Genomic DNA, 26883 nt, shown 5'->3' with positions numbered 1-26883 from the left:
GATCATGGGATTGGCAGCAGTCTAGCCCAGCAGGTCCAGGCTCGTCGCCGGAGCCTGACGGCGCAGGCCCCGGGAGAGCAGGTGGCCGATGGCACCGATCAGCAACGCTCCGCCCAGTGGCAACACCAACCACAGCCACAGGTGCAGGCGCGGAGCCAAATCGAGCCAGGCCAGGTAGAGCGCGGCACTGGCCAGCTCGGCGAGCAGCGCCCCCATCAGGCCGCTGGCCAGACCGAGGATAGCGAACTCGGCACCCTGCACCCGGGAAAGCAGCCGATTGCTGGCGCCGAAGACGCGCAGCAGGCCGCTCTCGTGGGCGCGCACCGGACGGCTGGCGGTCAGCGCCGCATACAGCACGCTGACTCCGGCCAGCAGCACGAAGGCCAGCACCACCTCCACGGCACGGGTCACCCGGGCAAGCAGGTCGCGCACCTGGGCGAGGATGGCGTCGACGTTGAGCAGGGTGACGCCGGGAAAGTCGCGCACCAGGTTGCGCTGCACCTCGCGCTCCGCCTCGCCGAGGTGGAAGGCGGTGATATAGCTGTGACCGAAGCGCTCCAGCACGCCGGGCGGGAAGATGATGAAGAAGTTGGGACGGAAGCTGTCCCAGTCGAGGTCGCGCAGACTGGTCACCTCACCGACCACGTCGGCGGCGCCGATGGTGAAGGTCAGGGTGTCGCCCAGCGCCAAGCCGAAGCGCTCGGCCAGGCCGTCCTCCATGGAGATCGGCACCCGCTCGGCAGCGCGCTGCGTGCCGGACTCGGCGGCCACCTCATCGTACCAGCCGCCGGATTCGGCACCCTGCGCCGCATCGAACCACTCCCCCGCCACCAGGCGATTGCCCTCGGGCAGCGTCTCGCGCCAGGTGAGGTTGAGCTCGCGACGCAGGGCGTTGTCGCCGCGCGCCTCCGCGGGCACCGCCTCGCGCGGCACCATGCCATTGATGGCGGTGATGCGTCCACGCACCATGGGATAGAGGGCGCTGCGCGCATCGGCGGCACCGCTGAGCGAGGCTTCGAAGGCGTCGCGCTCGTGGGGTTGGATATTGATGGCGAAGGTGTTGGGTGTGTCCGCGGGCAGCTGCGTCTGCCAGGTCGACAGCAGGTCGCCTCGCACCAGGGCGATCATCGCCATGGCGAAGAAGGTCACGGCGAAGGCCAGCAGCTGGCCGAGACTCGCGGTGCGTCGGCGTGCCAGCTGGGCACCGCCCAGCCGCAGCACCTGACAGATGCCTGCCTGTGCCCCGTCACGCGGCAGGCGCCCGGCCAGGCGCAGTACGCCGCCGAGCAGCAACGAACCCAGCCCCCACAACACCACCAGCATCCCCAGGCCACCCAGCAGTAGCCCCAGCGCCAGGGCCAGGTCACCGGAGTAGAGCCACAGCAGCCCGCCGAAGGCACCGCTGGCCACCGCCACCACCAGCCAGGCCGCAACCGGTAGCGGGTCGAGCTCGCGGCGCAACACCTTGAGGGCGCTGACCCTCTTGAGACGCAGCAGGGTTGGCCCGGCGAAACCCACCAGCACCGCCAAGGCGGTGAACACCCCGAGCCACAGCGGCAACATGCCCGGGGCCGGTAGCTCCATGGGCAACAACGCCGTCAGCAACGCCAGCAGCACGGCCTGACCGGCCAGGCCCAGCAGCGCCCCCAGCACCGAGGCCGCCAATGCCAGCCACAGCAGCTGCAGGCCGAACAGCCGGGTCAGCTCGCCCTGGGTAGCGCCGAAGCAGCGCAGCAGCGCGGCGGTATCCAGGTGGCGGTCGACATAGCGGCGGGTGGACATCGCCACCGCCACCCCGGCCAGCAGCACGGCGGCGAGCCCCGCCAGGCTCAGGTAGCGCTCGGCGCGCTCCAGGGCGCTGCCGAGCCCGGGGCGGTCACGGCGCACGTCGCGGACCTCCACGCCATCGCGACGCAAGCGCTCCAGCAGCGGCGCCAGGTCATCGAGGATGTCCGGCGGCCCGGCGGCCAGCAGCTCGAACTCCACCCGCGAGCCATCCTGAACCAGCTCGGTGGCCTCCATGTCGTCGCGATGCATCATCAGCCGCGGATTGAAGCTGCCGAAGCCCGCGGACTGGTCGGGCTCGCGCTCCACCAGCCCGGCGACGAGCAGCTCGCTCTCGCCCAGGCGCACGCGGTCGCCGATCTCGGCCTCGAGTAGCAGCGCCAGGCGCGGCGCCAGCCACACCTCGCCGGGGGCCGGCCCCCTGGCCACCACCTCGACGCCCTCCCCCAGGTCGACGTGTACCCCGCCATAGAGCGGATAGCGTCCATCCACTACCTTGAGGCTGGCAGGCTGGAAGGCGTCCCCCAGGCTGGCCATGGAGACCATGTCCACCTGATCGCTGAGCACCAGGCCCGCTTCCTCGAGAGTGGCACGCAGCTCACTCGCGAAGGGCCTCCCCTGCTCCAGCACCAGGTCGCCGCCCAGCAGCTGGCTGGCCTGACGGCTCAGGCCGCGGTCCAGGCGGTCGAGGAAGAAGCCGATCATGGTGGAGGCGGCAACCGCCAGGGCGAGTGCCACGAACAGCGCACGCACGTCGGGGGCGCGCAGGTCGCGGGCGAGCCCCCGGGCCGAGAAGCGCGCCAGGCGCAGGACCGAGAGGCTCATGCGCTCACCTCATCGAGCTGCAACTCCTCCAGGCGGCCATGCGCCAGGCGCAGGCAACGGTCGCAGCGTCGTGCCAGGGCGTGATCATGGGTAACCAGCACCAGGGTGGTGCCCGCCTCGCGATTGAGCGAGAACAGGGCGTCGATGATGCGCTCACCGGTGTCGGGGTCGAGGTTGCCGGTGGGTTCGTCGGCGAACACCAGCTCGGCGCCGGTGACAAAGGCCCGCGCCAGGGCCACGCGCTGCTGTTCGCCGCCGGAGAGCTGCTTGGGCAGGTGGTCGAGACGCTCGCTCAGGCCCACCCGCGTAAGCCACTCCCGAGCCTGCTGCTCGCTGTCGGAGCGCGGCGAGAGCTCCAGCGGCAGCAGCACGTTCTCCAAGGCGGTGAGGGTTGGCAGCAGTTGGAAGTTCTGGAACACGAAGCCCACGCGGCCGGCGCGCAGCCGCGCCCGGCCATCCTCGTCGAGGTCGGCGAGCCGATGGCCGAACATCTCGAGGTCGCCGGCGGTGGGCAGGTCGAGCCCGGCCAGCAGCCCCAGCAGGGTCGACTTGCCGGCGCCGCTCTGGCCAAGGATCGCCACCGTCTCGCCGGGGAACACCGAGATCGCCAGGTCGCTCAGGATGGTGAGCCGCCGCTCGCCGCTGATAACCTGCTTGCTCAGCTGCTCGGCGTGTAGAATCGGCGTCGTATCCTTGCGAGAGGTAGCATTCATGAAGGGACTCCCTGAGGTGACATGGCATTGGACCCTGGGCTGGCTGCTGGCCCTGACGCTTGCACTGGGCGCGGGTCCGGTGTCGTCCGACGGACGCCCCACCCTGCTGGTGATGGGCGACAGCCTGAGTGCCGCTTACGGCATCGAGGCCGACCGGGGCTGGGTCAGTCTGCTCCAGGCGCGACTGGACGGGAAGGCGCGCGTGATCAACGCCAGCATCAGCGGCGAGACCTCCAGCGGCGGGGCCAGTCGTTTTCCCGGGCTTCTCGGACAGCATGCTCCCGACATCGTTCTTCTCGAGCTCGGCGGCAACGACGGCCTGCGTGGCCTGCCGCCCGGCCAGTTCGAGGCCAACATGCGGCGCATGATCGAGGCCAGCCAGGCCGCGGGGGCCGAGGTGCTGCTGCTGGGCATCGATATCCCACCCAATTATGGACGCGCCTACCGCGATGCCTTCACCGGGGTCTACCGCCGCCTGGCCGACGACTTCGAGCTACCGCTGGTGCCCTTCCTGCTCGAGGGCGTGGCGCTTGACGCCAACCTGATGCAGGACGACGGCATCCATCCCACCGCCGCCGCCCAGCCGATGATCCTCGACACGGTGTGGTCCGAACTCGCGCCCCTGCTCGAGGAGAACGGTCTGGCACTCGCCAGTGGCTCGCAGGAAGACCATTGATGGACTAAAATTGGTCCACCATCCTCTGCGGGGAACCGTCATGCGCACGGAAACCATCAGCTACCTCAAGCAGAATGCCGCCACCCTGGATGTCCAGGAGCCCCTGGTCATCACCCAGAAGGGCAAGCCTACCTACGTGGTGGAGTCCTACGCCGCCCATGAGCGCCGCGAGCAGGCCATCGCTCTGCTCAAGCTGCTGAGCCTGGGCGAGAAGAGCCGCGAGGAGGGCAAAACCATGAGCGCCGACGAATTCATGGCCCAGCTGAAGGAAGATGAAAGGGACGAGCTGGGCGAAACGCTGTGACCCCTCGCCTGCCCGTCACCCTCGAGGATACTGCGCTGCGGTCGCTGCGCAGCTGTCGTCACTCCCTGATCGATCATCAGCAGTGGGCACCAGCGGAGGCGCACGCCTACACCCAGCGACTCGTCGCTGGCGCCCTGCAACGACTCTCCGAGCAGCCCGGCATCTACCCGACTTGCCGGCTGGCCCTGGAACTCGGCATCAGCCAGTACCACGAGCTGCTGATCGAGGGCTATCGCGTCATCTATCGATACTGGCCCGAGCAGGGCCAGGTCTCGATCTACCTCTTCTGCCACCAGCGCCAGGACTTCAAGCAGTTGCTCTTCGAGTATCAGCTGCTCTCCTGAGGCACCGGCGCCTTCTGCCACTGCTGCAGTCCCAACCCGGCGAGGATCAGCACCAGGCCGACCAGCGTCGAGGCGAGGATCGGCTCGCCCACCACCAGGTAAAGCAACAGCAGCGACACCGGTGGCGACAGGAAGATCAGATTGGAGACCTTGGCCGTGCGCGACACTCCGTGCACGGCCAGCTGCCACAGCACGAAGGCGATGCCCATCTCGAACAGCCCCACGTAGATCCCGGCGCCCAGCGCCGGCCAGCCGTGCCACGCCAGACCCGGCCCGGCCAGCAACAACGCCGTGAGCACCGGCACCCCGACGCTGAAGTTCTGCCACTGGGCCACCAGCGGCGGGCGGTGGTCGCGGGCGTTGAGCAGCCAGTAGAGCGCCCAGATCAGCGTCGAGGCCAGCGCCATGCCCACGCCGAGCGGGTCGGCGAAGGCCACGTCGAACACCGCGCCGCGGGTGGCAATCACCCACACCCCTGCATAGGCGATCAGCCCGGCCGCGACGTCCATGCGGGTCAGCCGCTGACCGAGGATCGGAACGGCCAGGAAGGCCATGGCCAGCGCCCAGGTGTAGTTGAGCGCCATGGCTTCCTGGCCCGGCAGGCGGTCATAGGCGCCGAACAGCACCAGGTAATAGGCCACCGGGTTCATCAGCCCCGCCCAGGCGGCGGTGCGCCAGCCGTGGCGTAGCGCCTGGCCCAGCAGCCCCTGGCGGGTCACCAGCACGCCGATCAGCGCCCAGGAGACCAGCGAGGCTAGCCACATCAGCGCAAGCGGGCTCATGTACCCCAGCGCCACCTTGAAGGCGGTGGCCACGGTGGACCACAGCGCCACCGCGCCGAGGCCGTAAAGCATTGCCTGGCCATCGCGGGTCATGAGGCCGGCCTACGGTGGCTGGTGCAGTCGAGAAGTCTTATAGGTGACACGGCGGCCTCCCTGTCGCGACAATAGGGGGCCCATCCTACCAGCGAGGAGCCCCCATGGCCGCACCCGAGATCAGCCAGCGCCGCCTCTACGAGTGGCTGACCGGCGACGACGACAGCCGGATGTGCAAGGACATTCCCGACGAGGCCTGCGACGAGCAGCCGCGCAGCTTCTTCCTGCACCTGGTCGCCTCGCTGGGCAACAAGCTGGCCGACGAGCTATCCAGCGCACGCCTGGTGCTGCCCTGGCTGCTGGGGGTGATCGGTGCACCGCTGTGGATGGTGGGCCTGCTGGTGCCGATCCGCGAATCCGGCGCCCTGCTGCCGCAGCTGTTCGTGGCCGGCTTCATCCGCCTCAAGCCACAGCGCAAGTGGGTGTGGGTGGCCGGCGGACTGCTCCAGGCCGCCGCCGCCGCGGTGCTGGCCCTGCTCGCGCTGTTCGGCGCAGGCGCCGTCGGCGGGGGCCTGGTACTCGTCGCCCTGGTGGCACTCTCGCTGGCCCGGGGGCTCTCCTCCATCGCCACCAAGGACGTGCTGGGCAAGACCATCGCCAAGCAGCGCCGCGGCACCCTGATGGGCTGGAGCGGCAGCGTAGCGGGGGCCGTGACCCTGGCCGCCGGCGGCGTACTGATGCTCTTCGAGGATCGCCCTGGCGAGATCGCGCTGGCCGTGCTGCTCGGGGTGGCGGCGCTGGGCTGGGCGCTGAATGCCCTGTGCGCGGCGCGCATCCGCGAGGCTCCCGGAGCGGTCGAAGGCGGCGAGAACGCCTGGGACAGCATCAAGCTGGGCCTACGCCTGCTGCGCGAGGATCGCGCCTTCCTGCACTTCAACGTCTCCCGCACCCTGCTGCTCGCCAGCGCCCTGGCACTGCCCTGGGTAGCACTGCTCGGCCAGCAGCAGAGCGGTACCGAACTGGGCGGCCTGGGGGTGCTGATCGTGGTCTCGGGGCTCGCCGGCATGCTGGCAAGCCCGGTATGGGGCAAGCGCGCCGACACCTCGAGCCGGCGGGTGATGCGTGACGCCGGCCTGGGGGCGGCGGCATGCTGCCTGCTCGGCGCCGCCATCGCCTGGCTGCCGGGCGGCTGGACCCAGACGGTCTGGCCCTATGCGCTGGTCTATGCGCTGCTGGTGATCGTCCACGCTGGCGTTCGCCTGGGCCGCAAGACCTATGTGGTCGACATGGCCGGTGGCGACAACCGCGCCCTCTACGTGGCGCTCTCCAACACCATCACCGGGGTGCTGCTGCTGGTGGTGGGCGGCGCGGTCGGCGCCCTTGGCCAGTGGCTGGGCAGCCCCGCCTTGCTGGTGGTGCTCGCCGGCATGGCGCTGGCCGCCGCCGCCAGCGCCAGCCGGCTTCCCGAGGTGGAGTGACCGACTGCGACGGCTATCGGCGACGAGCCTTGGGTCGCGTTGAAATCCCGCCGGCTACTGGCCATGCTATCTGGCACAATCGAGTGCAATACGCACGTCGTCACCCAGGCGGCCAGGACCGGATCCGCGACAGGAACGCCCATAATGGAACACCCGATATGAAACGATCCCCACTGATCAGCCCGGACCTGCTCGAGCGCATCATCGACGCCTCGGAGGACGGCATCGTGGTCGCCGAACAGGAGGGCGACGAGAACATCCTGATCTACGTCAACCAGGGCTTCGAGCGTCTGACCGGCTACAGCGCCGACGAGATCCTCTACCAGGACTGCCGCTTCCTGCAGAACGACGACCGCGATCAGGAGGGCCTGGTGGCCATCCGCAAGGCGCTGGCCGAGGGACGGCCCTGCCGCACAGTGCTGCGCAACTACCGCAAGGACGGCACCCTGTTCTACAACGAGCTCTCGATCACGCCGGTGCATGACGACGACGACAACCTCACCTACTACATCGGCGTGCAGAAGGATGTCACCGAGCGGGTCGAGGCCCAGCAGGAGCTGGAGCGCCTCAAGGCCGAGCACGGCCTGGAGTGAGCCCGGCGACAGGCGTGAGGTAAATCAGGAAATTCACGCGAGGGGCTTGTACTCCTCGCGCGTTGCATATATACAGCGCCCAGGCAACCCCGTTGCCTGGGCGCTTCGGATTCCACAGACGCACAGGGGATGAGAAGCGATACGTAAGCGGTCGACGCCCGTCGACCACTGGCCATGGGAGGAACACCACATGGGCCGTGAACACCTTCTCGATCCTGGATACGATGACGACCAGGAACTCTCCGACGCCATGAACGATGACGACTACGCGCGCCCCCGCGCTTCCAGTCGTGCCGATACCCTGCGCGCCCGCCGCCGCGTGGAGGCGCTGCTCGAGGAGCGCCGGCTGCGCCGCGCCATCGAGGATGACTGGGCCATCGACGAAGAGGAGTAGCCCCGCCGGAGGGGGCGGGTGGCTAGCCTTTGCCAGTTGCGGGCTCTATCATCCTTGGGTCAGCCAATCCTTCAACCAAGTGGAACTCCATGGCGCAATACGTCTACACCATGAACCGGGTGGGCAAGGTCGTGCCCCCCAAGAAGCAGATCCTCAAGGATATCTCCCTCTCCTTCTTCCCGGGCGCGAAGATCGGCGTGCTGGGCCTCAACGGCGCGGGCAAGTCGACCCTGCTGCGCATCATGGCCGGCGTCGACACCGAGTTCGAGGGCGAGGCACGCCCCATGCCGGGCATCAATGTCGGCTACCTGCCCCAGGAGCCGCAGCTCGACGACGACAAGAACGTCCGCGAGACCGTGGAAGAGGCCCTGGGCGAGATCAAGGACGCCCAGGAGAAGCTCGATGCGGTCTACGCCGCCTATGCCGAGCCGGACGCCGACTTCGATGCCCTGGCCAGCGAACAGGCGCGTCTCGAGAACATCATCGAGGCCTCCGACGCCCACAACCTGGACCGCAAGCTGGAGGTGGCCGCCGAGGCCCTGCGCCTGCCGCCCTGGGAGGCCCGCGTGGGCAACCTCTCCGGTGGTGAGCGGCGCCGCGTGGCACTCTGCCGCCTGCTGCTCTCCAGCCCCGACATGCTGCTGCTCGACGAGCCCACCAACCACCTGGATGCCGAATCCGTGGCCTGGCTGGAGCGCTTCCTGCACGACTACAGCGGCACCGTGGTGGCGATCACCCACGACCGCTACTTCCTCGATAACGTGGCCGGCTGGATCCTCGAGCTCGACCGCGGCCAGGGCATCCCCTTCGAGGGCAACTACTCGGGCTGGCTTGCGGCCAAGGAGAAGCGCCTGGAACAGGAGGCCAAGCAGGAGGCCTCCAGGAACAAGGCCATCAAGCACGAGCTGGAGTGGGTGCGCAGCAACGCCAAGGGCCGCCAGGCCAAGAGCAAGGCGCGCCTCAACCGCTTCGAGGAGATGCAGTCCGGCGACTTCCAGAAGCGCAACGAGACCAACGAGATCTACATTCCGCCCGGCCCGCGCCTGGGCGACAAGGTCATCGAGTTCCACGGCGTTTCCAAGGCCTTCGATGACAAGCTGCTCTACGAGGACCTCTCGTTCAGCGTGCCCAAGGGTGCCATCGTCGGTATCGTCGGCGGCAACGGCGCGGGCAAGTCGACGCTGTTCAAGCTGATCACCGGCAAGGAGCAGCCCGATGCCGGCGAGGTGGTGGTCGGCGAGACCGTCGACATCGCCTACGTCGAACAGCTGCGTGACGCCCTGGATGACAAGCAGACGGTGTGGGAAGCGGTCTCCGGCGGCCAGGACATGCTCAATATCAACGGCTACGAGGTCTCCTCGCGAGCCTATGTGGGTCGCTTCAACTTCAAGGGCAATGACCAGCAGAAGCGCCTCAACGAGCTCTCCGGCGGTGAGCGCGGTCGCCTGCAGCTGGCCCAGACCCTCAAGCAGGGCGCCAACGTGCTGCTGCTCGACGAGCCCTCCAACGATCTGGACATCGAGACCCTGCGCGCCCTCGAGGAGGCCCTGCTGGCCTTCCCCGGCTGCGCCCTGGTGATCTCCCACGACCGCTGGTTCCTCGACCGGATCGCCACGCACATCCTGGCGTTCGAGGGGGATTCCCACGTGGAGTTCTTCGAGGGCAACTACGCCGAGTACGAGGCAGACCACCGGAAGCGCGTCGGCGACGACACCCCACACCGCATGAAGTACAAGCGCATCGACGCCTGACCGGCTGCGCCGGAGCTGCCCCCCAAGGCCAAGAACTGCACCCCGAGAGTTGGACACCCAATCCAACCTTCGGGGTGTTTCTATGCGGGGTCAGTTCACTTTCGACCCGAGGCGGCGTTCCGGCGCATGGCGTGGACTCAGAAGCTGTCGCCGGGGATCCGCACGAAGCCTTCCATCAGCACCCGGGCGCTGCGGCTCATCAATGCCTCGTCGATCACCCAGCGGCCGTCGACCAGGCTCGCCTCGGCGCCGACCCGCAGGGTGCCGGAGGGGTGGCCGAAGGTGACGGCGCGGCGCTTGCCGCCGCCGGCGGCCAGGTTGACCAGGGTGCCCTCGATGGCGGCCGCCGAGGCGATGGCGACCGCGGCGGTGCCCATCATGGCGTGGTGCAGCTTGCCCATGGAGAGCGCCCGCACCCGCAGGTCGATCGCGTCGGCCTCGACCGCCTTGCCGCTGGAGGCGGTGTAGCTCGCCGGCGGCGCCACGAAGGCGACCTTGGGCGTGTGCTGGCGATTGGCGGCCTCGCCGAGCTCACTGATCAGTCCCATGCGCAGGGCGGCATGGGCGCGGATGGCCTCGAAGCGCTCGAGCGCCTGGGCGTCGCCGTTGATCGCCTCCTGCAGCTCGCTGCCGGTGTAGCCGAGATCGGCGGCGTTGACGAAGACGGTGGGGATGCCGGCGTTGATCATCGTGGCCTTGAGGATGCCCCCCTCCACCACCTCGGCCGGCACCTCCAGGTCGTCGACCAATTGCCCGGTGGGGAAGATGGCGCCCTCGCCATCCGCGGGGTCCTTGAACGCCACGGGCACCTCGGCGGCCGGGAAGGTCACGCCGTCGAGCTCGAAGTCGCCGGTCTCCTGCACCTGGCCGTCGGTGATCGGCACCCGCGAGACGATGGTCTTGCCGATGTTGGCCTGCCAGATGCGCACCTCGACCTCGCCGTTCTCGGGGATGCGCGCGGGATCAATCAGGCCGTTGCTGATGGCGAAGGGCCCCACCGCCGCGGAGAGGTTGCCGCAGTTGCCACTCCAGTCGACGAAGGCCTTGTCGATGGCGACCTGGCCGAACAGGTAGTCGACGTCGTGGCCGGGGTGCTCGCTCTTCGCGAGGATCACGGTCTTGCTGGTGCTGGAGGTCGCCCCGCCCATGCCGTCGATCTGTTTCTGGTAGGGGTCGGGGCTGCCGATCACCCGCATCAGCAGGCGGTCGCGGGCCTCGCCCGGCACCCGGGCGGCCTCGGGCAGGTCGTCGAGGCGAAAGAAGACGCCCTTGCTGGTGCCGCCGCGCATGTAGGTGGCGGGAATGCGAATCTGGGGAACGTGTGCCATGAGAAATGACTCCGGAAGGAAAGCTGCCGCGCCGTAAAGCGCGGCAGCAAATGGTGTAGCTACCTGAAGCGAGAAGTGCCGGGGACAGGCCAGAGAGGGGGTCCTACGCCAGGAACGGCGTCGGTAGCGCCCAGGGAAGGGTTCACAGCGCCCCCTCGTAGGCCTGTCGCCGGAGAAGCTTCGAGCTGTCGACAAGGCGGCAAGACCTTGACCCCGCCGCCCGATTCAGCTGACCGCTTCGTCCGAGGACTCCAGGAAGTCCTTGGCGAAGCGCTGCAGAACGCCGCCGGCGGAGTAGACGGTGACCTCCTCGGCGGTATCCAGGCGGCAGGTCACCGGCACGCGATCGACCTCTCCGCTCTTGCGGTGGATAACCAGCTCCAGGGTCGCACCCGGCTCAGGCGTCCCTTCCACGTCATAGGTCTCGGTGCCGTCAAGCTGCAGGGTGTGGCGGGTAGTGCCCTCCTGGAACTGCAGCGGCATCACGCCCATGCCGATCAGGTTGGTGCGGTGGATGCGCTCGAAGCCCTCGGCGGCGATCGCCTCGACCCCGGCCAGGGCCACGCCCTTGGCCGCCCAGTCACGGGAGGAGCCCTGGCCATAATCGGCGCCGGCGATGACGATCAGCGGCTGCTTGCGCTCCATATAGGCCTCGATGGCCTCCCACATGCGGGTCACCTTGCCTTCCGGCTCGATGCGCGCCAGTGAGCCCTGCACCACCTCGCCCTTCTCGTCGCGCACCATCTCGTTGAAGAGCTTGGGGTTGGCGAGCGTCGCCCGCTGGGCGGTGAGGTGGTCGCCGCGGTGGGTGGCGTAGGAGTTGAAGTCCTCCTCCGGCAGGCCCATCTTGTGCAGATACTCCCCCGCCGCGCTGTCCATCATGATGGCATTGGACGGCGACAGGTGGTCGGTGGTGATGTTGTCCGGCAGGATCGCCAGGGGGCGCATCCCCTTGAGCTCGCGCGCGGCGGCCATGGTGCCTTCCCAGTAGGGCGGTCGACGGATGTAGGTGCTCTGCGGACGCCAGTCGTAGAGCGGGCTCTCGGCCTTCTCGAAGGCATCCAGGTCGAACATCGGGATGTAGACCTGTTTGAACTGCTCCGGCTTGACGAACTCGCCGACGATGGCGTCGATCTCCTCGTCGGAGGGCCAGAGGTCCTTGAGCGTCACCGGGTTGCCGTCGTGATCGGTACCCAGCACGTCCTTCTCGATGTCGAAGCGCACGGTCCCGGCGATCGCGTAGGCCACCACCAGCGCCGGCGAGGCCAGGAAGGCCTGCTTGGCGTAGGGGTGGATGCGGCCATCGAAGTTGCGGTTGCCGGAGAGCACGGCGGTGGCGTAGAGATCGCGGTCGATGATCTCCTGCTGGATCTTCGGATCGAGAGCGCCGGACATGCCGTTGCAGGTGGTGCAGGCGTAAGCAACGATGCCGAAGCCGAGCTTCTCCAGCTCCGGCAGCAGGCCGGCCTCCTCCAGATAGAGGCGTGCCACCTTGGAGCCCGGCGCAAACGACGACTTCACCCAGGGCTTGCGCGTCAGGCCAAGCTCATTGGCCTTCTTGGCCAACAGGGCCGCACCCACCACATTGCGCGGGTTGGAGGTGTTGGTGCAACTGGTGATGGCGGCGATGATCACCGCGCCATCGGGCATCCTGCCCTCCCGCTCCTCCGCCTGGGCGCGCTCATAGTTCACGGCGATGCCGCGCTCGGCCAGGGCGCTGGTGGGCAGGCGACGGTGCGGGTTGGAGGGGCCCGCCAGGTTGCGCTCCACGCTGGAAAGGTCGAAGGTCAGCACCCGCTCGTACTGGGCCTGCTCCAGGCAGTCGGCCCACAGGCCGATCTGCTTGGCGTAGGTCTCGACCAGTTCGACCTGCTCCGGCTCGCGGCCGGTCAGCGTCAGGTAATCGATGGTCTGCTCGTCGATGTAGAACATCGCCGCCGAGGCCCCATACTCCGGGGTCATGTTGGAGATGGTCGCGCGGTCGCCGATGGTGAGGCTCTTGGCCCCCTCACCGAAGAACTCCAGGTAGGCCCCCACCACGCGCTCCTTGCGCAGGAACTCGGTGATCGCCAGCACGATGTCGGTGGCGGTGATACCGGGGTTGGGCTTGCCGGTCAGCTCCACGCCGACGATGTCGGGCAGGCGCATCATGGAGGGGCGGCCCAGCATCACGGTCTCGGCCTCGAGGCCGCCGACGCCGATGGCGATCACGCCCAGGCAGTCGATATGCGGGGTGTGGCTGTCGGTGCCCACGCAGGTATCCGGGAAGGCCACGCGCTTGCCGTTCTCGTCGGGGCGCGCCTGCACCACCGGCGACATCTTCTCCAGGTTGATCTGGTGCATGATGCCGTTGCCGGCGGGAATCACATCGACGTTCTCGAAGGCGGTCTTGGTCCATTCGATGAAGTGGAAGCGATCCTCGTTGCGACGATCCTCGATGGCGCGGTTCTTGTCGAAGGCGTCCGGCTCGAAGCCGGCGTGCTCGACGGCCAGGGAGTGGTCGACGATCAACTGGGTGGGCACCACCGGGTTGACCTTGGCCGGGTCGCCGCCCTGCTCGGCGATGGCGTCGCGCAGGCCGGCCAGGTCGACCAGCGCCGTCTGGCCGAGGATGTCGTGGCACACCACGCGCGCCGGGTACCAGGGGAAGTCCAGGTCGCGGCGACGCTCGATCAGCTGCGTGAGCGCAGCGGTGAGCAGCGCCGGATCGCAACGGCGCACCAGCTGCTCGGCGAGTACCCGCGAGGTGTAAGGAAGGGTGTCATAGGCACCGGGCTGGATCGCCTCGACGGCCGCGCGCACGTCGAAGTAGTCCAGCTCGGTGCCGGGAAGCGGTTTACGGTAGTCGGTATTCATGCTCACCCCCGCTGCTCGATGGGCACCCACTCGCTCTTCTCCGGGCCGATATAGTCGGCGCTGGGACGGATGATGCGGTTGTTGGCGCGCTGCTCGAAGACGTGGGCACACCAGCCGGTGACCCGCGAGCAGACGAAGATCGGGGTGAACAGCTTGGTCGGGATGTCCATGAAGTGGTAGGCGCTGGCGTGGAAGAAGTCGGCGTTGCAGAACAGCTTCTTCTCGCGCCACATCACCGCCTCGACGCGCTCGGAGACCGGATAGAGCACGCTGTCACCCACGTCCTCGGCCAGCCTCTTCGACCACTCTTTGATGATCGCGTTGCGCGGGTCGGACTCGCGATAGATCGCGTGGCCGAAGCCCATGATCTTGTCCTTGCGCTCGAGCATGCCGAGGATCTTGCTCTCGGCCTCATCCGCGGACTGCCAGTCCTCGATCATCTCCATGGCCGCCTCATTGGCACCGCCATGCAGCGGGCCACGCAGGGAGCCGATGGCGCCGGTCACGCAGGAGTGCATGTCGGAGAGCGTCGAGGCACAAACGCGTGCGGTAAAGGTAGAGGCGTTGAACTCGTGCTCGGCGTAAAGGATCAGCGAGACGTTCATCACCCGGGCGTGCAGCTCGGAGGCCGGCTCGCCACGCAGCATGTGCAGGAAGTGCCCGCCCACCGAGTCGTCGTCAGTCTCGGTCTCGATGCGCACGCCATCGTGGCTGAAGCGGTACCAGTAGCAGATGATCGACGGCAGCGCGGCGAGCAGGCGGTCGGAGACGTCCTGCTGCTCGTCGAAGCTCTGCTCGGTCTCGAGGTTGCCGAGCATGGAAGCGCCGGTACGCATCACGTCCATGGGGTGGGCGTCCCGGGGGATCTGCTCGAGCACGGTCTTGAGTGCCGAAGGCAGGCCACGCAGTCCCTTGAGCTTGGCGATGTAGGCGTCGAGCTCGGTCTGGTTGGGCAGCTTGCCCTTGAGCAGCAGGTAGGCCACCTCTTCGAACCTTGCCTTCTCCGCCAGCTCCTTGATGTCGAAACCGCGGTAGGTCAGGCCGGAGCCGGTCTTGCCGACGGTACACAGGGCGGTGGCGCCAGCACTCTGGCCGCGCAGGCCTGCGCCGCTAATGGGTTTATCAGCCATGTCATCTCTCCTCTTGAGTGGTGTTTCCGGCGTAGAGCGCGCGTCAGGCGTCGCTGCCCTTCTCGGCGATCTCGTTCTCGGCAAACAAGGCGTCGAGCTTCTGCTCGAAGCTGTGATAGTTGAGGAAGTCGTAGAGCTCATCGCGCGTCTGCATCAGCTCGACCACATCGCGCTGATGGCCATTGTCGTGGATGCTCTGGTAGACCTTGAGCGCCGCGGCGTTCATGGCGCGGAAGGCGGACAGCGGGTAGAGCACCATGCGACAGCCCACCTCGGCCAGCTCCTGCTGGGAGAACAGCGGCGTGGCGCCGAACTCGGTGATATTGGCAAGAATCGGCGCATCGACGCGCTGGCAGAAGGCGCGATAGTCGTCGAGGGTGTGCACCGCCTCGGCGAAGATGGCGTCGGCACCCGCTTCGATGCAGGCCTGGGAGCGCTCGATGGCGGCATCCAGACCGTCCTTCTGGAAGGCATCGGTGCGCGCGATCAGATAGAAGTCAGGGTCGATGCGCGCATCGGCGGCGGCCTTGACGCGATCGACCATCTCCTGCTGGGACACGATCGCCTTGTTGGGACGGTGACCGCAGCGCTTCTGGGCCACCTGGTCCTCGAGGTGCACGGCGGCCACGCCGGCGCGCTGCATCTCCCGAACGGTGCGGGCGATGTTGAAGGCGCCACCCCAGCCGGTGTCGATATCCACCAGCAGCGGCAGGTCGGTGGCGCCGCAGATGCGGTGGGCGTCCTCGACCACGTCGTTCATGGTGGTCATGCCCAGGTCCGGCAGCCCGAAGGAGGCGTTGGCCACGCCACCGCCGGAGAGGTAGATGGCCTGGTGGCCGACACGCTCGGCCATCATGGCGGTATAGGCGTTGATGGTGCCAACGATGGAGAGCGGGCGATTGGCCTCGAGGGCGGCGCGGAAGCGGGCGCCGGGGGTCTGCTGGGTCATGGTGTTTCTCCTGGTGGTATCCGATGACGGGTCAGGCCGTGGTCTCTTCCTGTTCCCGGAGGGAAGCGGCATAGCGATCGACAACATTGGCCCGGGAGGCGCTGACATGGCGGCGCATCAGCAGCTCGGCGAGTTCGGCGTCGCCGGCCTCGATGGCGTCGACGATGCGGTGGTGCTCGACGAAGGCGCGCTGCGGGCGCGAACCAGTGGCGCTGAACTGGGTGCGGTAGAGCCGCACCAGGTAGTAGAGGTCGTCGCAGAGCATGGTCACCAGCATGTGGTTGTGGCTGCCCTGGACGATGCGATAGTGAAAGTCCAGGTCACCCTCGCGCTGATAGTAGGCCTCGCCCTTCTTGAGGTCGGCCTGGCGCTCGTGCATCGCGAGCACTTCGCGCAGCCCGGCGATCTCCTCGGCGGTCATGTGCTCGGCCGCCAGGCGGGCGGCCATGCTCTCCAGCGCCTCGCGCACGTCGAACAGCTCGAGCAGCTCCTTGATGGAGAGCTTCACCACCCGTGCACCGACGTGGGGCACCCGCTCGATCAGGCGATGCGCCTCCAGGCGGCGCATCGCCTCGCGCAGCGGTCCGCGGGAGATGCCATAGGTCCGTGCCAGGCCGGGCTCGGTGATCTTGCTGCCCGGCGCCAGCTCGCCGCGGACGATGGCATCCTGCAGCTGCTGGAATACGCGTTCGGCCAGGGTGCGCACCTCGGGACTGGACGTTTCGGCTTCGGCTGGCTTCATGGTGATTGTCGACAATTAAGAGGTGAGTGAAGAGTAGCCATTGGCTGAGCTCGGGTCAACATGGCGTCACGACCGATCGATACGCCTTTGGTTGTAAACAACTCGACCCTTGCGGCAGGGAGTGTCGACAATGCAGCCGGCAACGTTGAGACCTTCGGCGCGCCATGACGAGGACAGCGGCGCTTCCGACGCCTAGAATGGGCACCCCATCTGCATAGGCCCATCGATGACCGCACCACTCCAGATCACGCCGCACCCCTACCGGCCCACCCCACTCCCCGCCTTCACGCGCCTGCGTGGAAGGCCCGGCGCCGTATTGCTGGACAGTGGCCGCCCGGAGGCACCAGGGGGGCGCTATGACATCTTGTCCAGCGACCCGCTGGCGGTGCTGGAGGTGGATGCGGCTGGCCACATCGACGGCGTGCCGGAGCTTCGGGGCCTCCCCCCCTTCGCCGCCCAGCAGGCGCTACTCGAGCGCCTTACCGCGACCCGGTCGCTGCCCGAGAGCGAGTTGCCCTTCCTCGGCGGACTGATCGGCTACTGGAGCTACGACCTCGGCTCACTCCTGGAGCCAGTGGGTCAACGCGCCCGGGCCGCCGTAGCGCTGCCGGCCAGCCGGGTGGGCCTCTACGACTGGGCGCTGATCCAGGATCACCAGCGCGAAGAGGCCTGGCTGGTGGCCACCCCAGCGCGCCGTCGCCAGGTACTCGAGTGGCTGAGCAGCGCCTCGGTTGCCGAGATCCCCTGCCGGCTGACCGCCCCGTTTGTCGCCGAACTCGACCGCGACGCCTACCTGGCACGCTTCGCCGCCGTGCAGCGCTATATCCGTGCCGGCGACTGCTACCAGGTCAACCTGGCCCAGCGTTTCAGCGCGCCCTACCGGGGGGATCTGTGGCACGCCTACCGCCGTCTGCGTCAGGCAACCCCGACGCCCTTTGCCGGTTTCATGGCCTGGCCCTCCGCACATGGCGAGCAGGCGATCCTCTCGCTATCACCGGAGCGCTTCCTGGCGTGCCGCGACGGCCAGGTGGAGACCCGCCCCATCAAGGGCACCCGCCCGCGGGGCGACACCCCCGAGAGCGATGCCCGCCTGGCCGGCGAGCTCGAGGGCAGCCTGAAGGATCGTGCCGAGAACGTGATGATCGTCGACCTGCTGCGCAACGACCTGGGGCGCAGCTGCCGCCCCGGCACGGTGCGAGTGCCCCAGCTCTGCGGCCTGGAGAGCTACGTCAACGTCCACCACCTGGTCAGCGTGGTCACCGGCACGCTTTCCGCCGGGCGCACGCCCCTGGAGCTGCTGGCGGCGGCCTTCCCCGGCGGCTCCATCACGGGTGCGCCCAAGGTGCGCGCCATGCAGATCATCGACGAACTGGAACCGAGCCGGCGCAGCGCCTACTGCGGCAGCCTGGGCTACGTGGATATCCGCGGGCACATGGACACCTCCATCGCCATCCGCACCGCCGTGGCGGACCGCGGTCACCTCCACCTATGGGGCGGCGGCGGCCTGGTGGCCGACTCGGAGGGCGAGGCGGAGTACCAGGAGACGTGGGACAAGATCCGCCACCTGATGTCGGCACTCACGGAGATCGGAAAAAAGGAATAAGAAAATCATCACTTATTCCTTTTGTGTAATAACAACGCAAGAAATCGGTATTGGTCGCGCGCCCCGCGGCTCGGCTAGGGTAGGCGGCATACGCACCAGGAGATGCCCCATGACTGAGACGCTCGACATCATCAACCGCGACCTCGGCCAGGATCCGGAAGCCCTGATCCGCTGGGCCCTGGACCAGGGAACCCGGCCGATCTGCACCACCAACTTCCGCCCCTTCGAGGCGGTCATCCTGCATATGGTGTCTCGCCAGCGGCCGGACATCCCGGTGGTGTGGATGGACCATGGCTACAATACCGAGGCCACCTACCGCTTCGCCGACGCCCTGGTGCGCCGCCTCGACCTCAACCTGATCAGCTATCTGCCGCGGCGCACCCGCGCTCATCGCGAGGCGCTGGAGGGCCCCTTCCCCGGCATCGACGACCCGCATCATGGCGCCTTTACCCAGGAAGTGAAGATCGAGCCCTTCGAGCGGGCCCTCGGCGAGATGGCGCCGGATGTCTGGTTCACTGCCCTGCGCGCCGAGGACACTCCGGAACGCTCGCGCATGACCCCGGCCAGCCGTAACGCCGCCGGCCTGCTCAAGGTAGCACCGCTGCTGAACTGGACGGCGAAGGATCTCTACGCCTACCTGCAGCGCCACGACCTGCCCAACGAGTTCGACTACTTCGACCCCACCAAGGTCGAAGCCAAGCGCGAGTGTGGCCTGCACCTGCAGCACTGAGCCTGCCGAATGCAGGACGGCCGCCCGGTGTTCCGGGCGGCCGTCTTCATGCTCCCTTCATGCTCCGCGCCTGTGCGCCACCGCGTGACGGCATGACGGCGTAGCAATCGCCGCCTAGCGCAGCGGCAGCTCGACCCCATCGAACAGCGCCCGCTCGTGGCGCGGCCCGGCGGCCAGGGCGGCATCCACCACCTCACGCTCCAGGTGGGGCGCGAAGCCCTTGAGGAAGTCGTACATATAGCCGCGTATGAAGGTGCCGCGACGAATGCCGATCTTGGTGGTGGAGCTCGCGAACAGGTGGCCGGCGTCCAGCGCCACCAGGTCGGTGTCCTGCTCCGGATCCACCGCCATATGGGCGACGATGCCCACCCCCAGCCCCAGGCGCACATAGGTCTTGATCACATCCGCATCGGCGGCGGTCAGCACCACGCTGGGGGTCAGGCCCTTGTCGCGGAAGGCGTCGTCGAGCTGGGAACGGCCGGTGAAGCCGAACACGTAGGTCACCAGCGGGTGGCGCGCAATGGCCTCCAGGGTCAACTCGGCCTCCTGCGTCAGCGGATGCCCCTTGGGCACCAGGATGCAGCGGTTCCAGCGATAGCAGGGCAGCAGCACCAGGTCGTTGAACAGCTCCAGCGACTCGGTGGCAATGGCGAAATCGGCCTGGCCATCGCTGACCATCTGGGCGATCTGCTTGGGCGTGCCCTGCTTCATATGCAGGGCCACCTCGGGATATTGGCGGGTGAACTCACGAATCACCGGCGGCAGGGCGTAGCGCGCCTGGGTGTGGGTCGTGGCCAGCGACAGGCTGCCGCGGCGCTCATCGCTGAACTCCTGAGCGACCTCCTTGATATTCTCGGTCAGCCGTAGCACCTCGCCGGCCAGCTCGACGATCGCCTGTCCCGCCGGGGTGACCCGGGTCAGGTGCTTGCCACTGCGGGCGAAGATCTCGACGCCCAGCTCATCCTCGAGCAAGCGTACCTGCTTGGAGATCCCGGGCTGCGAGGTGAACAGGCTCTGGGCGGTAGCCGAGACGTTGAGGTTATGGCGAGTGACTTCCCAGATGTAACGCAGCTGCTGTAGTTTCATAGCGACTCTCCCATGCCGCCCCATCCGGCTGGAGGGCGTCGAAGCGGAATGCAATGGAATAACAAAACGATTATTAATGCATTAATAGCATATAATGCCGGACAGCGCACGGGCCGCCGATAGGCATTCCCGATTTGCCAGCACTCCGGTCGACCGCTAACATCCTCCGACCGGACAGGCGACTCCCAGGCGTCGCCTGCCTACCTGATCCGCTCGATGCAGCGCAACGTAACTGGAGAACCCCATGGCCAATAACGTCGATGTCACCAATGCCAACTTCGAGCAGGAAGTCCTCAAGGCCGAAACGCCGGTACTGCTCAAGTTCTGGGCCCCCTGGTGCGGTCCCTGCAAGGTAATGGCACCGGTGGTCGACGAGGTCGCCGAAGAGCGCAGCGGCAACCTCAAGGTCGTCAGCATCAATGTCGACGATGCTCCCGAAATCGCCGCCGAACAGGGCGTCCGCGGCGTCCCCACCGTGATGCTGTTCAAGTCCGGCACCAAAGTTGCCTCACTGGTCGGTGCCCAGTCCAAGTCCCAGCTCAGCCAGTTCATCGAACAGAACGCCTGAGCGGCACCGTCCGCCGACGACATCGCCCCGGCTTCGGCCGGGGCGATGTCGTTTCAGGCTCCCTCCTCCAGGCTCAGCCGCCCTCTTCTCCGTCGCGCTCGGAAGGCGGCCGATCCGCCTCCAGCAGTGCCGGCTCGTCACCCGGCCCCAGCAGGTGCGCGATCCAGCGCGTCTGGGGGTGGCTATCCAGGGCAATCTTCAGGGTCATGGTCAGCACCACCGACAGCAACATCCCCACCACGCCGAAGACCCAACCCCACACCACCAGCGACAGGAAGGCAACGAACGTGGAGAGGCCCAGCGCCTTACCCATCATGCGCGGCTCGACGATATTGCCGATCAGGAAGTTGATGCCCAGATAGGCCGCCGCCAGCAGCAGCGCATCGAGCAGGCCGCCTCCGGGTGAGACCAGCAGCAGCATCACCGGCGGCACCGCAGCGATGGCCGACCCGATATTGGGAATATAGTTGAGGGCAAAGGCGAGCACCGCCCACAGCAGGGGGAAGTCCACCCCCCCCAGCAGACAGGCGATCCAGACCAGGGCACCGGTCACCAGGCTGACCACCGTCTTCACCGCCAGGTAGCGCTTGAGGGTCAGGCTGAATTCGCTGAAGCGATCCAGGCTGGGGGCCGGGTTGGCCAGTACGCGGAAGAGCTTGTCGCGGAAACTCAGGGTCTCGAAGAGCATAAATACCGCCAGCAGCCCGACCACGACGCTCTGCATCAACAGGTTGCCCACCTCCCCGATCAGGGCCGGAACCCAGCCGCCCAACTGCTCGACATCCAGCAGCGTTGCCAGGCGGTCGGTATCAATGGCCAGCCCCAGGCGCGACAATCCATCCAGCAGCCCCAGGTAATAGTCATAGAGCTTCTGTTCGATGCCCGGCAAGGCATCGACAAAGGTACCGAAGCTGTTGACCAGCAGCAGCCCCAGCAGCGAGATCACCCCGCCGATCACCACCAGGGTCAGCCATACCGAAAGGCGCAGCCTCAGGCCATGGCGATTGAGCCACAGCACCGGCGCGGTGCAGACCACCGCGATAAAGGCCGCCAGGAGGATGGGCACCAGTAGGCTGGAACCGGCCCGCATGCCGGCCACGATGACCACCAGTGCCGCCAGCCCCATTACCAGGTTCAGCGGAATGATGCCCGATTCACCCTCATTAGCGTCACTCATCGGCTTCTCCCAAACTGCTCATGGTCTTCATCATGCCCCCTCGCCAGCGCGGCAACAATCGACAGTCATGTCTCCAAAACGCCGAACCCCCGCCGGCGGCGGGGGTTCGATGCCACCAGGCACTGGGGCGAGACTACAGATTGATCGCTTCCTGGCCACCCATGTAGGGGCGTAGCGCCTCGGGCACGGTCACCGAGCCGTCGGCGTTCTGGTAGTTCTCCAGCACCGCCACCAGGCAGCGCCCCACCGCCAGACCGGAACCGTTGAGGGTATGCAGCAGCTGGGGCTTCTTCTGCTCGGGATGGCGGAAGCGAGCCTGCATGCGGCGCGCCTGGAACTCCTCGCAGTTGGAGACCGAAGAGATCTCGCGGTAGGTGGCCTGGCTGGGAATCCACACCTCGAGGTCGTAGGTCTTGGCAGCACCGAAGCCCATGTCGCCGGTACACAGGGTCACCACGCGGTAGGGCAGCTCGAGGGCCTGGAGGATCGCCTCGGCGTGACCGCGCATCTCCTCCAGCGCCGCATAACTGTGCTCCGGCTCGACCATCTGCACCATCTCGACCTTGTCGAACTGGTGCTGGCGGATCATGCCGCGGGTGTCGCGGCCATGGGAGCCCGCCTCGCTGCGGAAACAGGGCGTATGGGCGGTAAGCTTCACCGGCAGCACCTGAGCCTCGAGGATCTCGTCCCGGGCGAAGTTGGTCAGCGGCACCTCGGAAGTGGGAATCAGATGGTAGCCACGCTCATCGTCGAGGCGGAACAGGTCTTCACCGAACTTGGGCAACTGGCCAGTACCGCGCAACGAGGCCTCGTTGACCATGTAGGGCACATAGCACTCCTCGTAGCCATGCTCCTGGGTCTGCGTGTCGAGCATGAACTGGGTCAGCGCCCGGTGCAGCCGCGCGATGGGCCCGCGCATCACCGCAAAGCGCGCCCCGGTCAGCTTGGCGGCCAGGTCGAAGTCGAGATCGCCTTTCAGCTCGCCCAGGTCGACGTGGTCACGAACCACGAAATCGAACTCGCGGGGGGTGCCCCAGCGGTGCAGCTCGACGTTGTCGTTCTCGTCCTGGCCTTCCGGTACGCTGTCGTGAGGCAGGTTGGGAATGCCGCTGACCACATCATCCCACTCGGCCTGGACCTCGACCAGGCGCGCCTTGGCGCCATCCAGGCGCTCGCCCAGGTCACTCACCTCGTCGAGCAGCGGCTGGATATCCTCACCCGCCGCCTTGGCCTTGCCGATCGCCTTGGAGCGCGTATTGCGCTCGGCCTGCAGCGCCTCGGTCTCGGCCTGCAGTTCCCGGCGCCGGGACTCCAGCGCCGAGAGGCGTTCGGTATCCAGGGGAAAGCCTCGCCTGGCGAGTCGTTGGGCGACCGTCTCGAGGTCGCTGCGCAGCAGTTTGGGGTCGAGCATGGAATCGGTCCGTTGCAGTCGGTGATTGGGGTCTTGGCCGCGCGGCGGCGGCGGCGGCAGGAAACAGGGCGACCATTGTAGGCAAAAGGCGAAAGTGGCGCCACGCGCACCGATATACCGGGCAGGGCTATCGCAGTTACCGAACCAAGGGGCGCTGGGGATAAGCCGAAGAGGAGGTCCGAGGACCAGGGACGGCCGAGGTAGCGTACAGGGAGGTATTTACAGCGCCTCCTTGTAGGCTTATCGCCAGATCAGCCCCGAGCTATCGAGCAGCCAGGCTATCTGCGATAGCCCTGGATTACCGGGATGCGTCACCAGGCCCCGCGCGGTAAAGTAGGCCCATTCACGCCTCCCCTTGAAGATGCCATGATTGCTCGACTGGACACCACCGACTCCGGCACCGCCCACGGGCTTGCCGCCCCCTATCTGCGTTTCCTCGAGGCCCTCAAGGCGGCCGGCTTCGAGGGCGAGATCGCCCCGGACTACGCCGCCCGCACGGTGCTGGCCACCGACAACTCCATCTACCAGCGCCTGCCCCAGGCCGCGCTCTACCCCCGCCACGGCGAGGATCTGGCGCGCATCGCCCACCTGGCCGGCCAGGTCGAGCACCGCCGGGTGGTGCTCACCCCCCGCGGCGGCGGCACCGGCACCAACGGCCAGTCGCTCACCGACGGCCTGGTGGTGGACGTCTCCCGCCACATGAACCGGATTCTCGAGATCGACGTCGAGAAGCGCCGGGTCAGGGTCCAGGCCGGGGTGGTCAAGGACCAGCTCAACGCCGCACTCAAGCCCCACGGGCTGTTCTTCGCGCCGGAGCTCTCCACCTCCAACCGCGCGACGCTCGGCGGCATGATCTCGACCGACGCCAGCGGCCAGGGCAGCTGCACCTACGGCAAGACCCGCGACCACGTCCTCGAGCTCTCGACCCTGCTGCTGGGCGGCGAGCGCCTGGTGAGCCGGCCGCTGGAGGCGACCGAGCTCGAGGCGCTGTGCGGGCGCGACGATGTCACCGGCCGCGTCGTTCGCACCGCCCGGGAGATCATCGACACCCAGGCCGAATGCATCGCCGCGACCTTCCCCCCGCTCAACCGCTGCCTGACCGGCTACGACCTGGCGCACCTGCGCGACGACCAGGGGCGGCTGGACATGAACAGCCTGCTGTGCGGCTCGGAGGGCTCGCTGGGCCTGCTCGACGAGGCGGTGCTCAACGTGCTGCCGATCCCCAGGCACTCGACCCTGGTCAACGTACGCTACGCCGGTTTCATGGACGCGCTGCGCGATGCCAAGGCCTTGATGGCCGGCGGTGGCTCTTCACAAGACCAGCCGCAGGCGCGCCCGACCTCCATCGAGACGGTCGACGACAGGGTGCTGGGCCTGGCCATGGAGGACTTCGTGTGGGACAGCGTCGGCGAGTTCTTTCCCGAGGGCGAGACGCCGGTGCATGGCATCAACCTGGTGGAGTTCAACGACGATGACCCGGCGCGGCTGGCCGAGCGCGTTGATGCCTTCTGTCGCCACCTCGAGCAGGACGACAGCGTCGAGCGCCTCGGCTTCACCCTGGCCGAGGGGCGCGAGGCCATCACCCGGGTCTACGCCATGCGCAAGCGCGCCGTGGGCCTGCTGGGGAACGCCAGGGTCGATGCCAAGGGCGAGAAGCGCCCCATCCCCTTCGTGGAGGACACCGCGGTGCCCCCCGAGCACCTCGCCGACTTCATCGGTGAGTTCCGCGCCCTGCTCGACGCCCGCGGCCTCGCGTACGGCATGTTCGGCCACGTCGACGCCGGGGTGCTCCATGTGCGCCCCGCCATCGACATGAAGGACCCGGCCCAGGAGCGGCTGATCCGTGAGGTTTCCGACGCGGTGGCCGAGCTGACCCGCAAGTACGGCGGCCTGCTGTGGGGTGAACACGGCAAGGGCGTGCGCTCGGAGTACGCCCCGGCCTTCTTCGGCGAGCTCTACCCCAGCCTGCAGCGGATCAAGGCGGCCTTCGACCCCCACAACCAGCTCAACCCCGGCAAGATCGCCACGCCGCTCTCCATCCCGCCCGACGCCGCGGGTACAGCGTCTATCCCGCCCGGCGGCGCGGGAACAACCTCGCAAGCCAGCGCCGCCGATCGGGCGGAGACGGTCAGGTGGGTCGACCCGGGACTGCTGACCATCGACGGGGTGCCGACCCGCGGCCAGCTCGACCGCACCATCGATCCGCGGGTGTGGCAGGCCCATTCCGCCACCGTCTACTGCAACGGCAACGGCGCCTGCTACAACTACGACCCCAACGACGCCATGTGCCCGTCATGGAAGGCGACCCGCGACCGCGTCCACTCGCCCAAGGGGCGCGCCAGCCTGATCCGCGAGTGGCTGCGCCTGCAGGGCGAGGCGGGGGTCGACCTGATCGAGGAGGCGCGAGCGCGCCGCGCCGAGGGGGCTTGGGGGTTCGTCAGGCACTTCCCCAGGCGACTCGGCAACACCCTGGCCAGGCGGCGCGGCGAGGACGACGTCTCCCACCAGGTTTACGACGCCATGGCGGGGTGTCTGGCCTGCAAGTCCTGCGCCGGCCAGTGCCCGGTCAAGGTCAACGTCCCCGACTCGCGGTCGCAGTTTCTGGAGGCCTACCACGGCCGCTACCTGCGCCCGGTGCGCGACTACCTGGTCGGCGGCCTGGAGTTCCTGCTCCCCGCCCTCGCCCGGGTCGCGCCGCTCTACAACGCCGCCCTCGGCAACCGCCTGGTGGCGCGCCTGCTGGCCGGCCCCGTCGGCATGGTGGACAGCCCGCGCCTCTCCCGCGCCAGCCTGAAGCAGCAGCTCGCCGCCTGGGGCGTGGCGGAGGCGACGCCGACAGCGCTCGGCCGGCTCACCGAGGCGCAGAGAGCCAACAGCGTGGTGATCGTCCAGGACGCCTTCACCCGCCACTTCGAGGCCCGGCTGGTGATGGATATCGTCGAGCTGCTCGGCCGCCTCGACGTGCGCGTCTTCGTGGCCCCCTTCTCCCCCAACGGCAAGCCGCTCAACGTCCAGGGCTTCCTGGGGGCCTTCGAGCGCACCGCCGCGAAGCAGGCCCGGCGGCTGCGCGCCCTGGCCGAGTTCGGCGTGCCGCTGGTGGGCATCGACCCGGCCATGACCCTCACCTACCGCCAGGAGTACGTGAAGGCGCTGGGGCCGGACGCCGTGCCCGAGGTGCAGCTGCTCCAGGAGTGGCTGGTGACCCGGGCCAACACCCTGGCCCCCAACGGCCTGAGCCTCACGGACCCCGGCTTCCGGCTGCTCTCCCACTGCACCGAGGCCACCACCGCCCCGGGCAGCCCGACGGCGTGGCAGCGGGTGTTCGCCGCCTTCGGCCTGGAGCTCGAACTGGTGGCCACCGGCTGCTGCGGCATGTCCGGCACCTACGGCCATGAGGCCCGTAACCTCGCGACCTCGAAGACGATCTACGCCCAATCGTGGCAGCCGCTGGTGGAAGACGACGCCAACGCCGGCCGCCTGCTGGCCACCGGCTACTCCTGCCGCAGCCAGGTGAAGCGGCTCTCCGAGCAGGCCCTGCCCCACCCACTGCAAGGGCTGCTGGAAGTGTTGCGGGTGGCTAGCTGACCCCGCAACGCGAGGCGCCCACCGCGGCAAGCCACCGAGG

The 26883-nt window shown here is 67.8% G+C and carries 22 protein-coding genes; 11 read left to right on the top strand and 11 right to left on the bottom strand.

Features of this window, described 5'->3' with window-relative positions; translation table 11 throughout:
• Positions 1-21: 21 nt before the first annotated feature.
• Entirely contained in the window at positions 22-2610 is a 2589-nt protein-coding gene (locus NFH66_RS04800) for an ABC transporter permease (RefSeq protein WP_349608781.1), read from the bottom strand.
• Positions 2607-3323: an ABC transporter ATP-binding protein gene (locus NFH66_RS04795; protein ID WP_349608779.1), complete on the bottom strand. Its 717-nt coding sequence runs from the start codon at positions 3321-3323 to the stop codon at positions 2607-2609. The genes NFH66_RS04800 and NFH66_RS04795 overlap by 4 nt, the downstream gene beginning before the upstream one ends.
• Here NFH66_RS04795 and NFH66_RS04790 point away from each other — a divergent pair.
• The 3 genes from NFH66_RS04790 to NFH66_RS04780 are packed head-to-tail and all read left to right on the top strand — an operon-like array spanning position 3322 to position 4647.
• Entirely contained in the window at positions 3322-3999 is a 678-nt protein-coding gene (locus NFH66_RS04790; RefSeq protein ID WP_349608778.1) for an arylesterase, read from the top strand. The two genes, NFH66_RS04795 and NFH66_RS04790, sit on opposite strands and share 2 nt — an antisense overlap.
• 40 nt (positions 4000-4039) lie before the next feature.
• Positions 4040-4303, top strand: a complete 264-nt coding sequence (locus NFH66_RS04785; protein WP_349608777.1) for a type II toxin-antitoxin system Phd/YefM family antitoxin — start codon at positions 4040-4042, stop codon at positions 4301-4303.
• Complete coding sequence (locus tag NFH66_RS04780) at positions 4300-4647, top strand: type II toxin-antitoxin system RelE/ParE family toxin (protein WP_349608775.1); 348 nt, start codon at positions 4300-4302, stop codon at positions 4645-4647. The genes NFH66_RS04785 and NFH66_RS04780 overlap by 4 nt, the downstream gene beginning before the upstream one ends.
• On the opposite strand, the gene NFH66_RS04775 is transcribed toward NFH66_RS04780, so the two are convergent.
• Positions 4632-5522: a DMT family transporter gene (locus NFH66_RS04775; protein ID WP_349608774.1), complete on the bottom strand. Its 891-nt coding sequence runs from the start codon at positions 5520-5522 to the stop codon at positions 4632-4634. The two genes, NFH66_RS04780 and NFH66_RS04775, sit on opposite strands and share 16 nt — an antisense overlap.
• Positions 5523-5626: 104 nt before the next feature.
• Between NFH66_RS04775 and NFH66_RS04770 the strand changes: the two genes are divergently transcribed.
• The 4 genes from NFH66_RS04770 (at position 5627) to ettA (ending at position 9678) form a co-directional block, all read left to right on the top strand.
• Positions 5627-6940 (top strand): MFS transporter, encoded by a 1314-nt coding sequence (locus NFH66_RS04770; RefSeq protein WP_349608773.1) that lies wholly within the window; start codon positions 5627-5629, stop codon positions 6938-6940.
• A gap of 158 nt (positions 6941-7098) precedes the next feature.
• Complete coding sequence (locus tag NFH66_RS04765) at positions 7099-7533, top strand: PAS domain-containing protein (protein ID WP_232912348.1); 435 nt, start codon at positions 7099-7101, stop codon at positions 7531-7533.
• 190 nt (positions 7534-7723) lie between these two features.
• Positions 7724-7927 carry a PA3496 family putative envelope integrity protein gene (locus tag NFH66_RS04760; protein WP_161431032.1) on the top strand — a complete coding sequence of 68 codons (204 nt, stop codon included), beginning with the start codon at positions 7724-7726 and terminating at the stop codon, positions 7925-7927.
• Positions 7928-8016: 89 nt separating this feature from the next.
• A complete protein-coding gene (gene ettA / locus NFH66_RS04755; RefSeq protein WP_349608771.1) occupies positions 8017-9678 on the top strand; it encodes an energy-dependent translational throttle protein EttA in 1662 nt (553 codons plus the stop codon).
• A gap of 137 nt (positions 9679-9815) precedes the next feature.
• Here the strand turns inward: ettA and prpF are convergent, their stop codons facing one another.
• From prpF to NFH66_RS04730, 5 genes are all read right to left on the bottom strand, one after another.
• Positions 9816-11006 carry a 2-methylaconitate cis-trans isomerase PrpF gene (gene prpF / locus NFH66_RS04750; protein ID WP_349608770.1) on the bottom strand — a complete coding sequence of 397 codons (1191 nt, stop codon included), beginning with the start codon at positions 11004-11006 and terminating at the stop codon, positions 9816-9818.
• Positions 11007-11231: 225 nt separating this feature from the next.
• A complete protein-coding gene (gene acnD, locus NFH66_RS04745) occupies positions 11232-13862 on the bottom strand; it encodes a Fe/S-dependent 2-methylisocitrate dehydratase AcnD (protein ID WP_349608769.1) in 2631 nt (876 codons plus the stop codon).
• Positions 13863-13864: 2 nt separating this feature from the next.
• Positions 13865-14992, bottom strand: coding sequence for a bifunctional 2-methylcitrate synthase/citrate synthase (gene prpC / locus NFH66_RS04740; protein WP_349608768.1), 1128 nt, complete (start codon positions 14990-14992; stop codon positions 13865-13867).
• 43 nt (positions 14993-15035) lie between these two features.
• Entirely contained in the window at positions 15036-15941 is a 906-nt protein-coding gene (prpB, locus tag NFH66_RS04735; protein WP_349608767.1) for a methylisocitrate lyase, read from the bottom strand.
• 31 nt (positions 15942-15972) lie between these two features.
• Positions 15973-16683, bottom strand: coding sequence for a GntR family transcriptional regulator (locus tag NFH66_RS04730; RefSeq protein WP_349608766.1), 711 nt, complete (start codon positions 16681-16683; stop codon positions 15973-15975).
• 226 nt (positions 16684-16909) lie between these two features.
• Between NFH66_RS04730 and pabB the strand changes: the two genes are divergently transcribed.
• Entirely contained in the window at positions 16910-18286 is a 1377-nt protein-coding gene (gene pabB / locus NFH66_RS04725; RefSeq protein WP_349608765.1) for an aminodeoxychorismate synthase component I, read from the top strand.
• Positions 18287-18395: 109 nt separating this feature from the next.
• Positions 18396-19016, top strand: coding sequence for a phosphoadenosine phosphosulfate reductase domain-containing protein (locus tag NFH66_RS04720; protein WP_349608763.1), 621 nt, complete (start codon positions 18396-18398; stop codon positions 19014-19016).
• Positions 19017-19130: 114 nt separating this feature from the next.
• Here the strand turns inward: NFH66_RS04720 and cysB are convergent, their stop codons facing one another.
• On the bottom strand, positions 19131-20102 hold the full coding sequence (gene cysB, locus NFH66_RS04715) for an HTH-type transcriptional regulator CysB (RefSeq protein ID WP_349608761.1): 972 nt from the start codon (positions 20100-20102) through the stop codon (positions 19131-19133).
• A 244-nt stretch (positions 20103-20346) separates the two neighbouring features.
• On the opposite strand from cysB, the gene trxA reads away from it, so the two are divergent.
• Positions 20347-20670, top strand: a complete 324-nt coding sequence (trxA, locus tag NFH66_RS04710) for a thioredoxin (RefSeq protein WP_305795743.1) — start codon at positions 20347-20349, stop codon at positions 20668-20670.
• Between the two features lie 73 nt (positions 20671-20743).
• On the opposite strand, the gene NFH66_RS04705 is transcribed toward trxA, so the two are convergent.
• Both NFH66_RS04705 and serS read right to left on the bottom strand, forming a co-directional pair.
• Positions 20744-21847 carry an AI-2E family transporter gene (locus NFH66_RS04705; RefSeq protein WP_349608759.1) on the bottom strand — a complete coding sequence of 368 codons (1104 nt, stop codon included), beginning with the start codon at positions 21845-21847 and terminating at the stop codon, positions 20744-20746.
• Between the two features lie 133 nt (positions 21848-21980).
• The gene (gene serS, locus NFH66_RS04700; protein ID WP_349608757.1) at positions 21981-23258 is read right to left on the bottom strand and encodes a serine--tRNA ligase; all 1278 of its coding nucleotides are present in this window, start codon (positions 23256-23258) and stop codon (positions 21981-21983) included.
• A 366-nt stretch (positions 23259-23624) separates the two neighbouring features.
• Here serS and NFH66_RS04695 point away from each other — a divergent pair, with 366 nt between their 5' ends.
• The gene (locus NFH66_RS04695; RefSeq protein ID WP_349608756.1) at positions 23625-26843 is read left to right on the top strand and encodes an FAD-binding and (Fe-S)-binding domain-containing protein; all 3219 of its coding nucleotides are present in this window, start codon (positions 23625-23627) and stop codon (positions 26841-26843) included.
• Positions 26844-26883: the final 40 nt, after the last annotated feature.

The organism is Halomonas sp. H10-9-1 (genome assembly GCF_040147005.1).
GTDB lineage: Bacteria > Pseudomonadota > Gammaproteobacteria > Pseudomonadales > Halomonadaceae > Halomonas.
This window is presented reverse-complemented; position numbering and strand designations above follow the sequence as displayed.

Bases quoted from the DNA above. Each gene is read 5' to 3' on its own strand.
- NFH66_RS04800 (WP_349608781.1), bottom strand. From the start codon at position 2,610: ATGAGCCTCTCGGTCCTGCGCCTGGCGCGCTTCTCGGCCCGGGGGCTC.
- NFH66_RS04790 (WP_349608778.1), top strand. From the start codon at position 3,322: ATGAAGGGACTCCCTGAGGTGACATGGCATTGGACCCTGGGCTGGCTG.
- NFH66_RS04795 (WP_349608779.1), bottom strand. From the start codon at position 3,323: ATGAATGCTACCTCTCGCAAGGATACGACGCCGATTCTACACGCCGAG.
- NFH66_RS04785 (WP_349608777.1), top strand. From the start codon at position 4,040: ATGCGCACGGAAACCATCAGCTACCTCAAGCAGAATGCCGCCACCCTG.
- NFH66_RS04775 (WP_349608774.1), bottom strand. From the start codon at position 5,522: ATGACCCGCGATGGCCAGGCAATGCTTTACGGCCTCGGCGCGGTGGCG.
- NFH66_RS04770 (WP_349608773.1), top strand. From the start codon at position 5,627: ATGGCCGCACCCGAGATCAGCCAGCGCCGCCTCTACGAGTGGCTGACC.
- NFH66_RS04765 (WP_232912348.1), top strand. From the start codon at position 7,099: ATGAAACGATCCCCACTGATCAGCCCGGACCTGCTCGAGCGCATCATC.
- NFH66_RS04760 (WP_161431032.1), top strand. From the start codon at position 7,724: ATGGGCCGTGAACACCTTCTCGATCCTGGATACGATGACGACCAGGAA.
- ettA (WP_349608771.1), top strand. From the start codon at position 8,017: ATGGCGCAATACGTCTACACCATGAACCGGGTGGGCAAGGTCGTGCCC.
- prpF (WP_349608770.1), bottom strand. From the start codon at position 11,006: ATGGCACACGTTCCCCAGATTCGCATTCCCGCCACCTACATGCGCGGC.
- acnD (WP_349608769.1), bottom strand. From the start codon at position 13,862: ATGAATACCGACTACCGTAAACCGCTTCCCGGCACCGAGCTGGACTAC.
- prpC (WP_349608768.1), bottom strand. From the start codon at position 14,992: ATGGCTGATAAACCCATTAGCGGCGCAGGCCTGCGCGGCCAGAGTGCT.
- prpB (WP_349608767.1), bottom strand. From the start codon at position 15,941: ATGACCCAGCAGACCCCCGGCGCCCGCTTCCGCGCCGCCCTCGAGGCC.
- NFH66_RS04730 (WP_349608766.1), bottom strand. From the start codon at position 16,683: ATGAAGCCAGCCGAAGCCGAAACGTCCAGTCCCGAGGTGCGCACCCTG.
- pabB (WP_349608765.1), top strand. From the start codon at position 16,910: ATGACCGCACCACTCCAGATCACGCCGCACCCCTACCGGCCCACCCCA.
- NFH66_RS04720 (WP_349608763.1), top strand. From the start codon at position 18,396: ATGACTGAGACGCTCGACATCATCAACCGCGACCTCGGCCAGGATCCG.
- cysB (WP_349608761.1), bottom strand. From the start codon at position 20,102: ATGAAACTACAGCAGCTGCGTTACATCTGGGAAGTCACTCGCCATAAC.
- trxA (WP_305795743.1), top strand. From the start codon at position 20,347: ATGGCCAATAACGTCGATGTCACCAATGCCAACTTCGAGCAGGAAGTC.
- NFH66_RS04705 (WP_349608759.1), bottom strand. From the start codon at position 21,847: ATGAGTGACGCTAATGAGGGTGAATCGGGCATCATTCCGCTGAACCTG.
- serS (WP_349608757.1), bottom strand. From the start codon at position 23,258: ATGCTCGACCCCAAACTGCTGCGCAGCGACCTCGAGACGGTCGCCCAA.
- NFH66_RS04695 (WP_349608756.1), top strand. From the start codon at position 23,625: ATGATTGCTCGACTGGACACCACCGACTCCGGCACCGCCCACGGGCTT.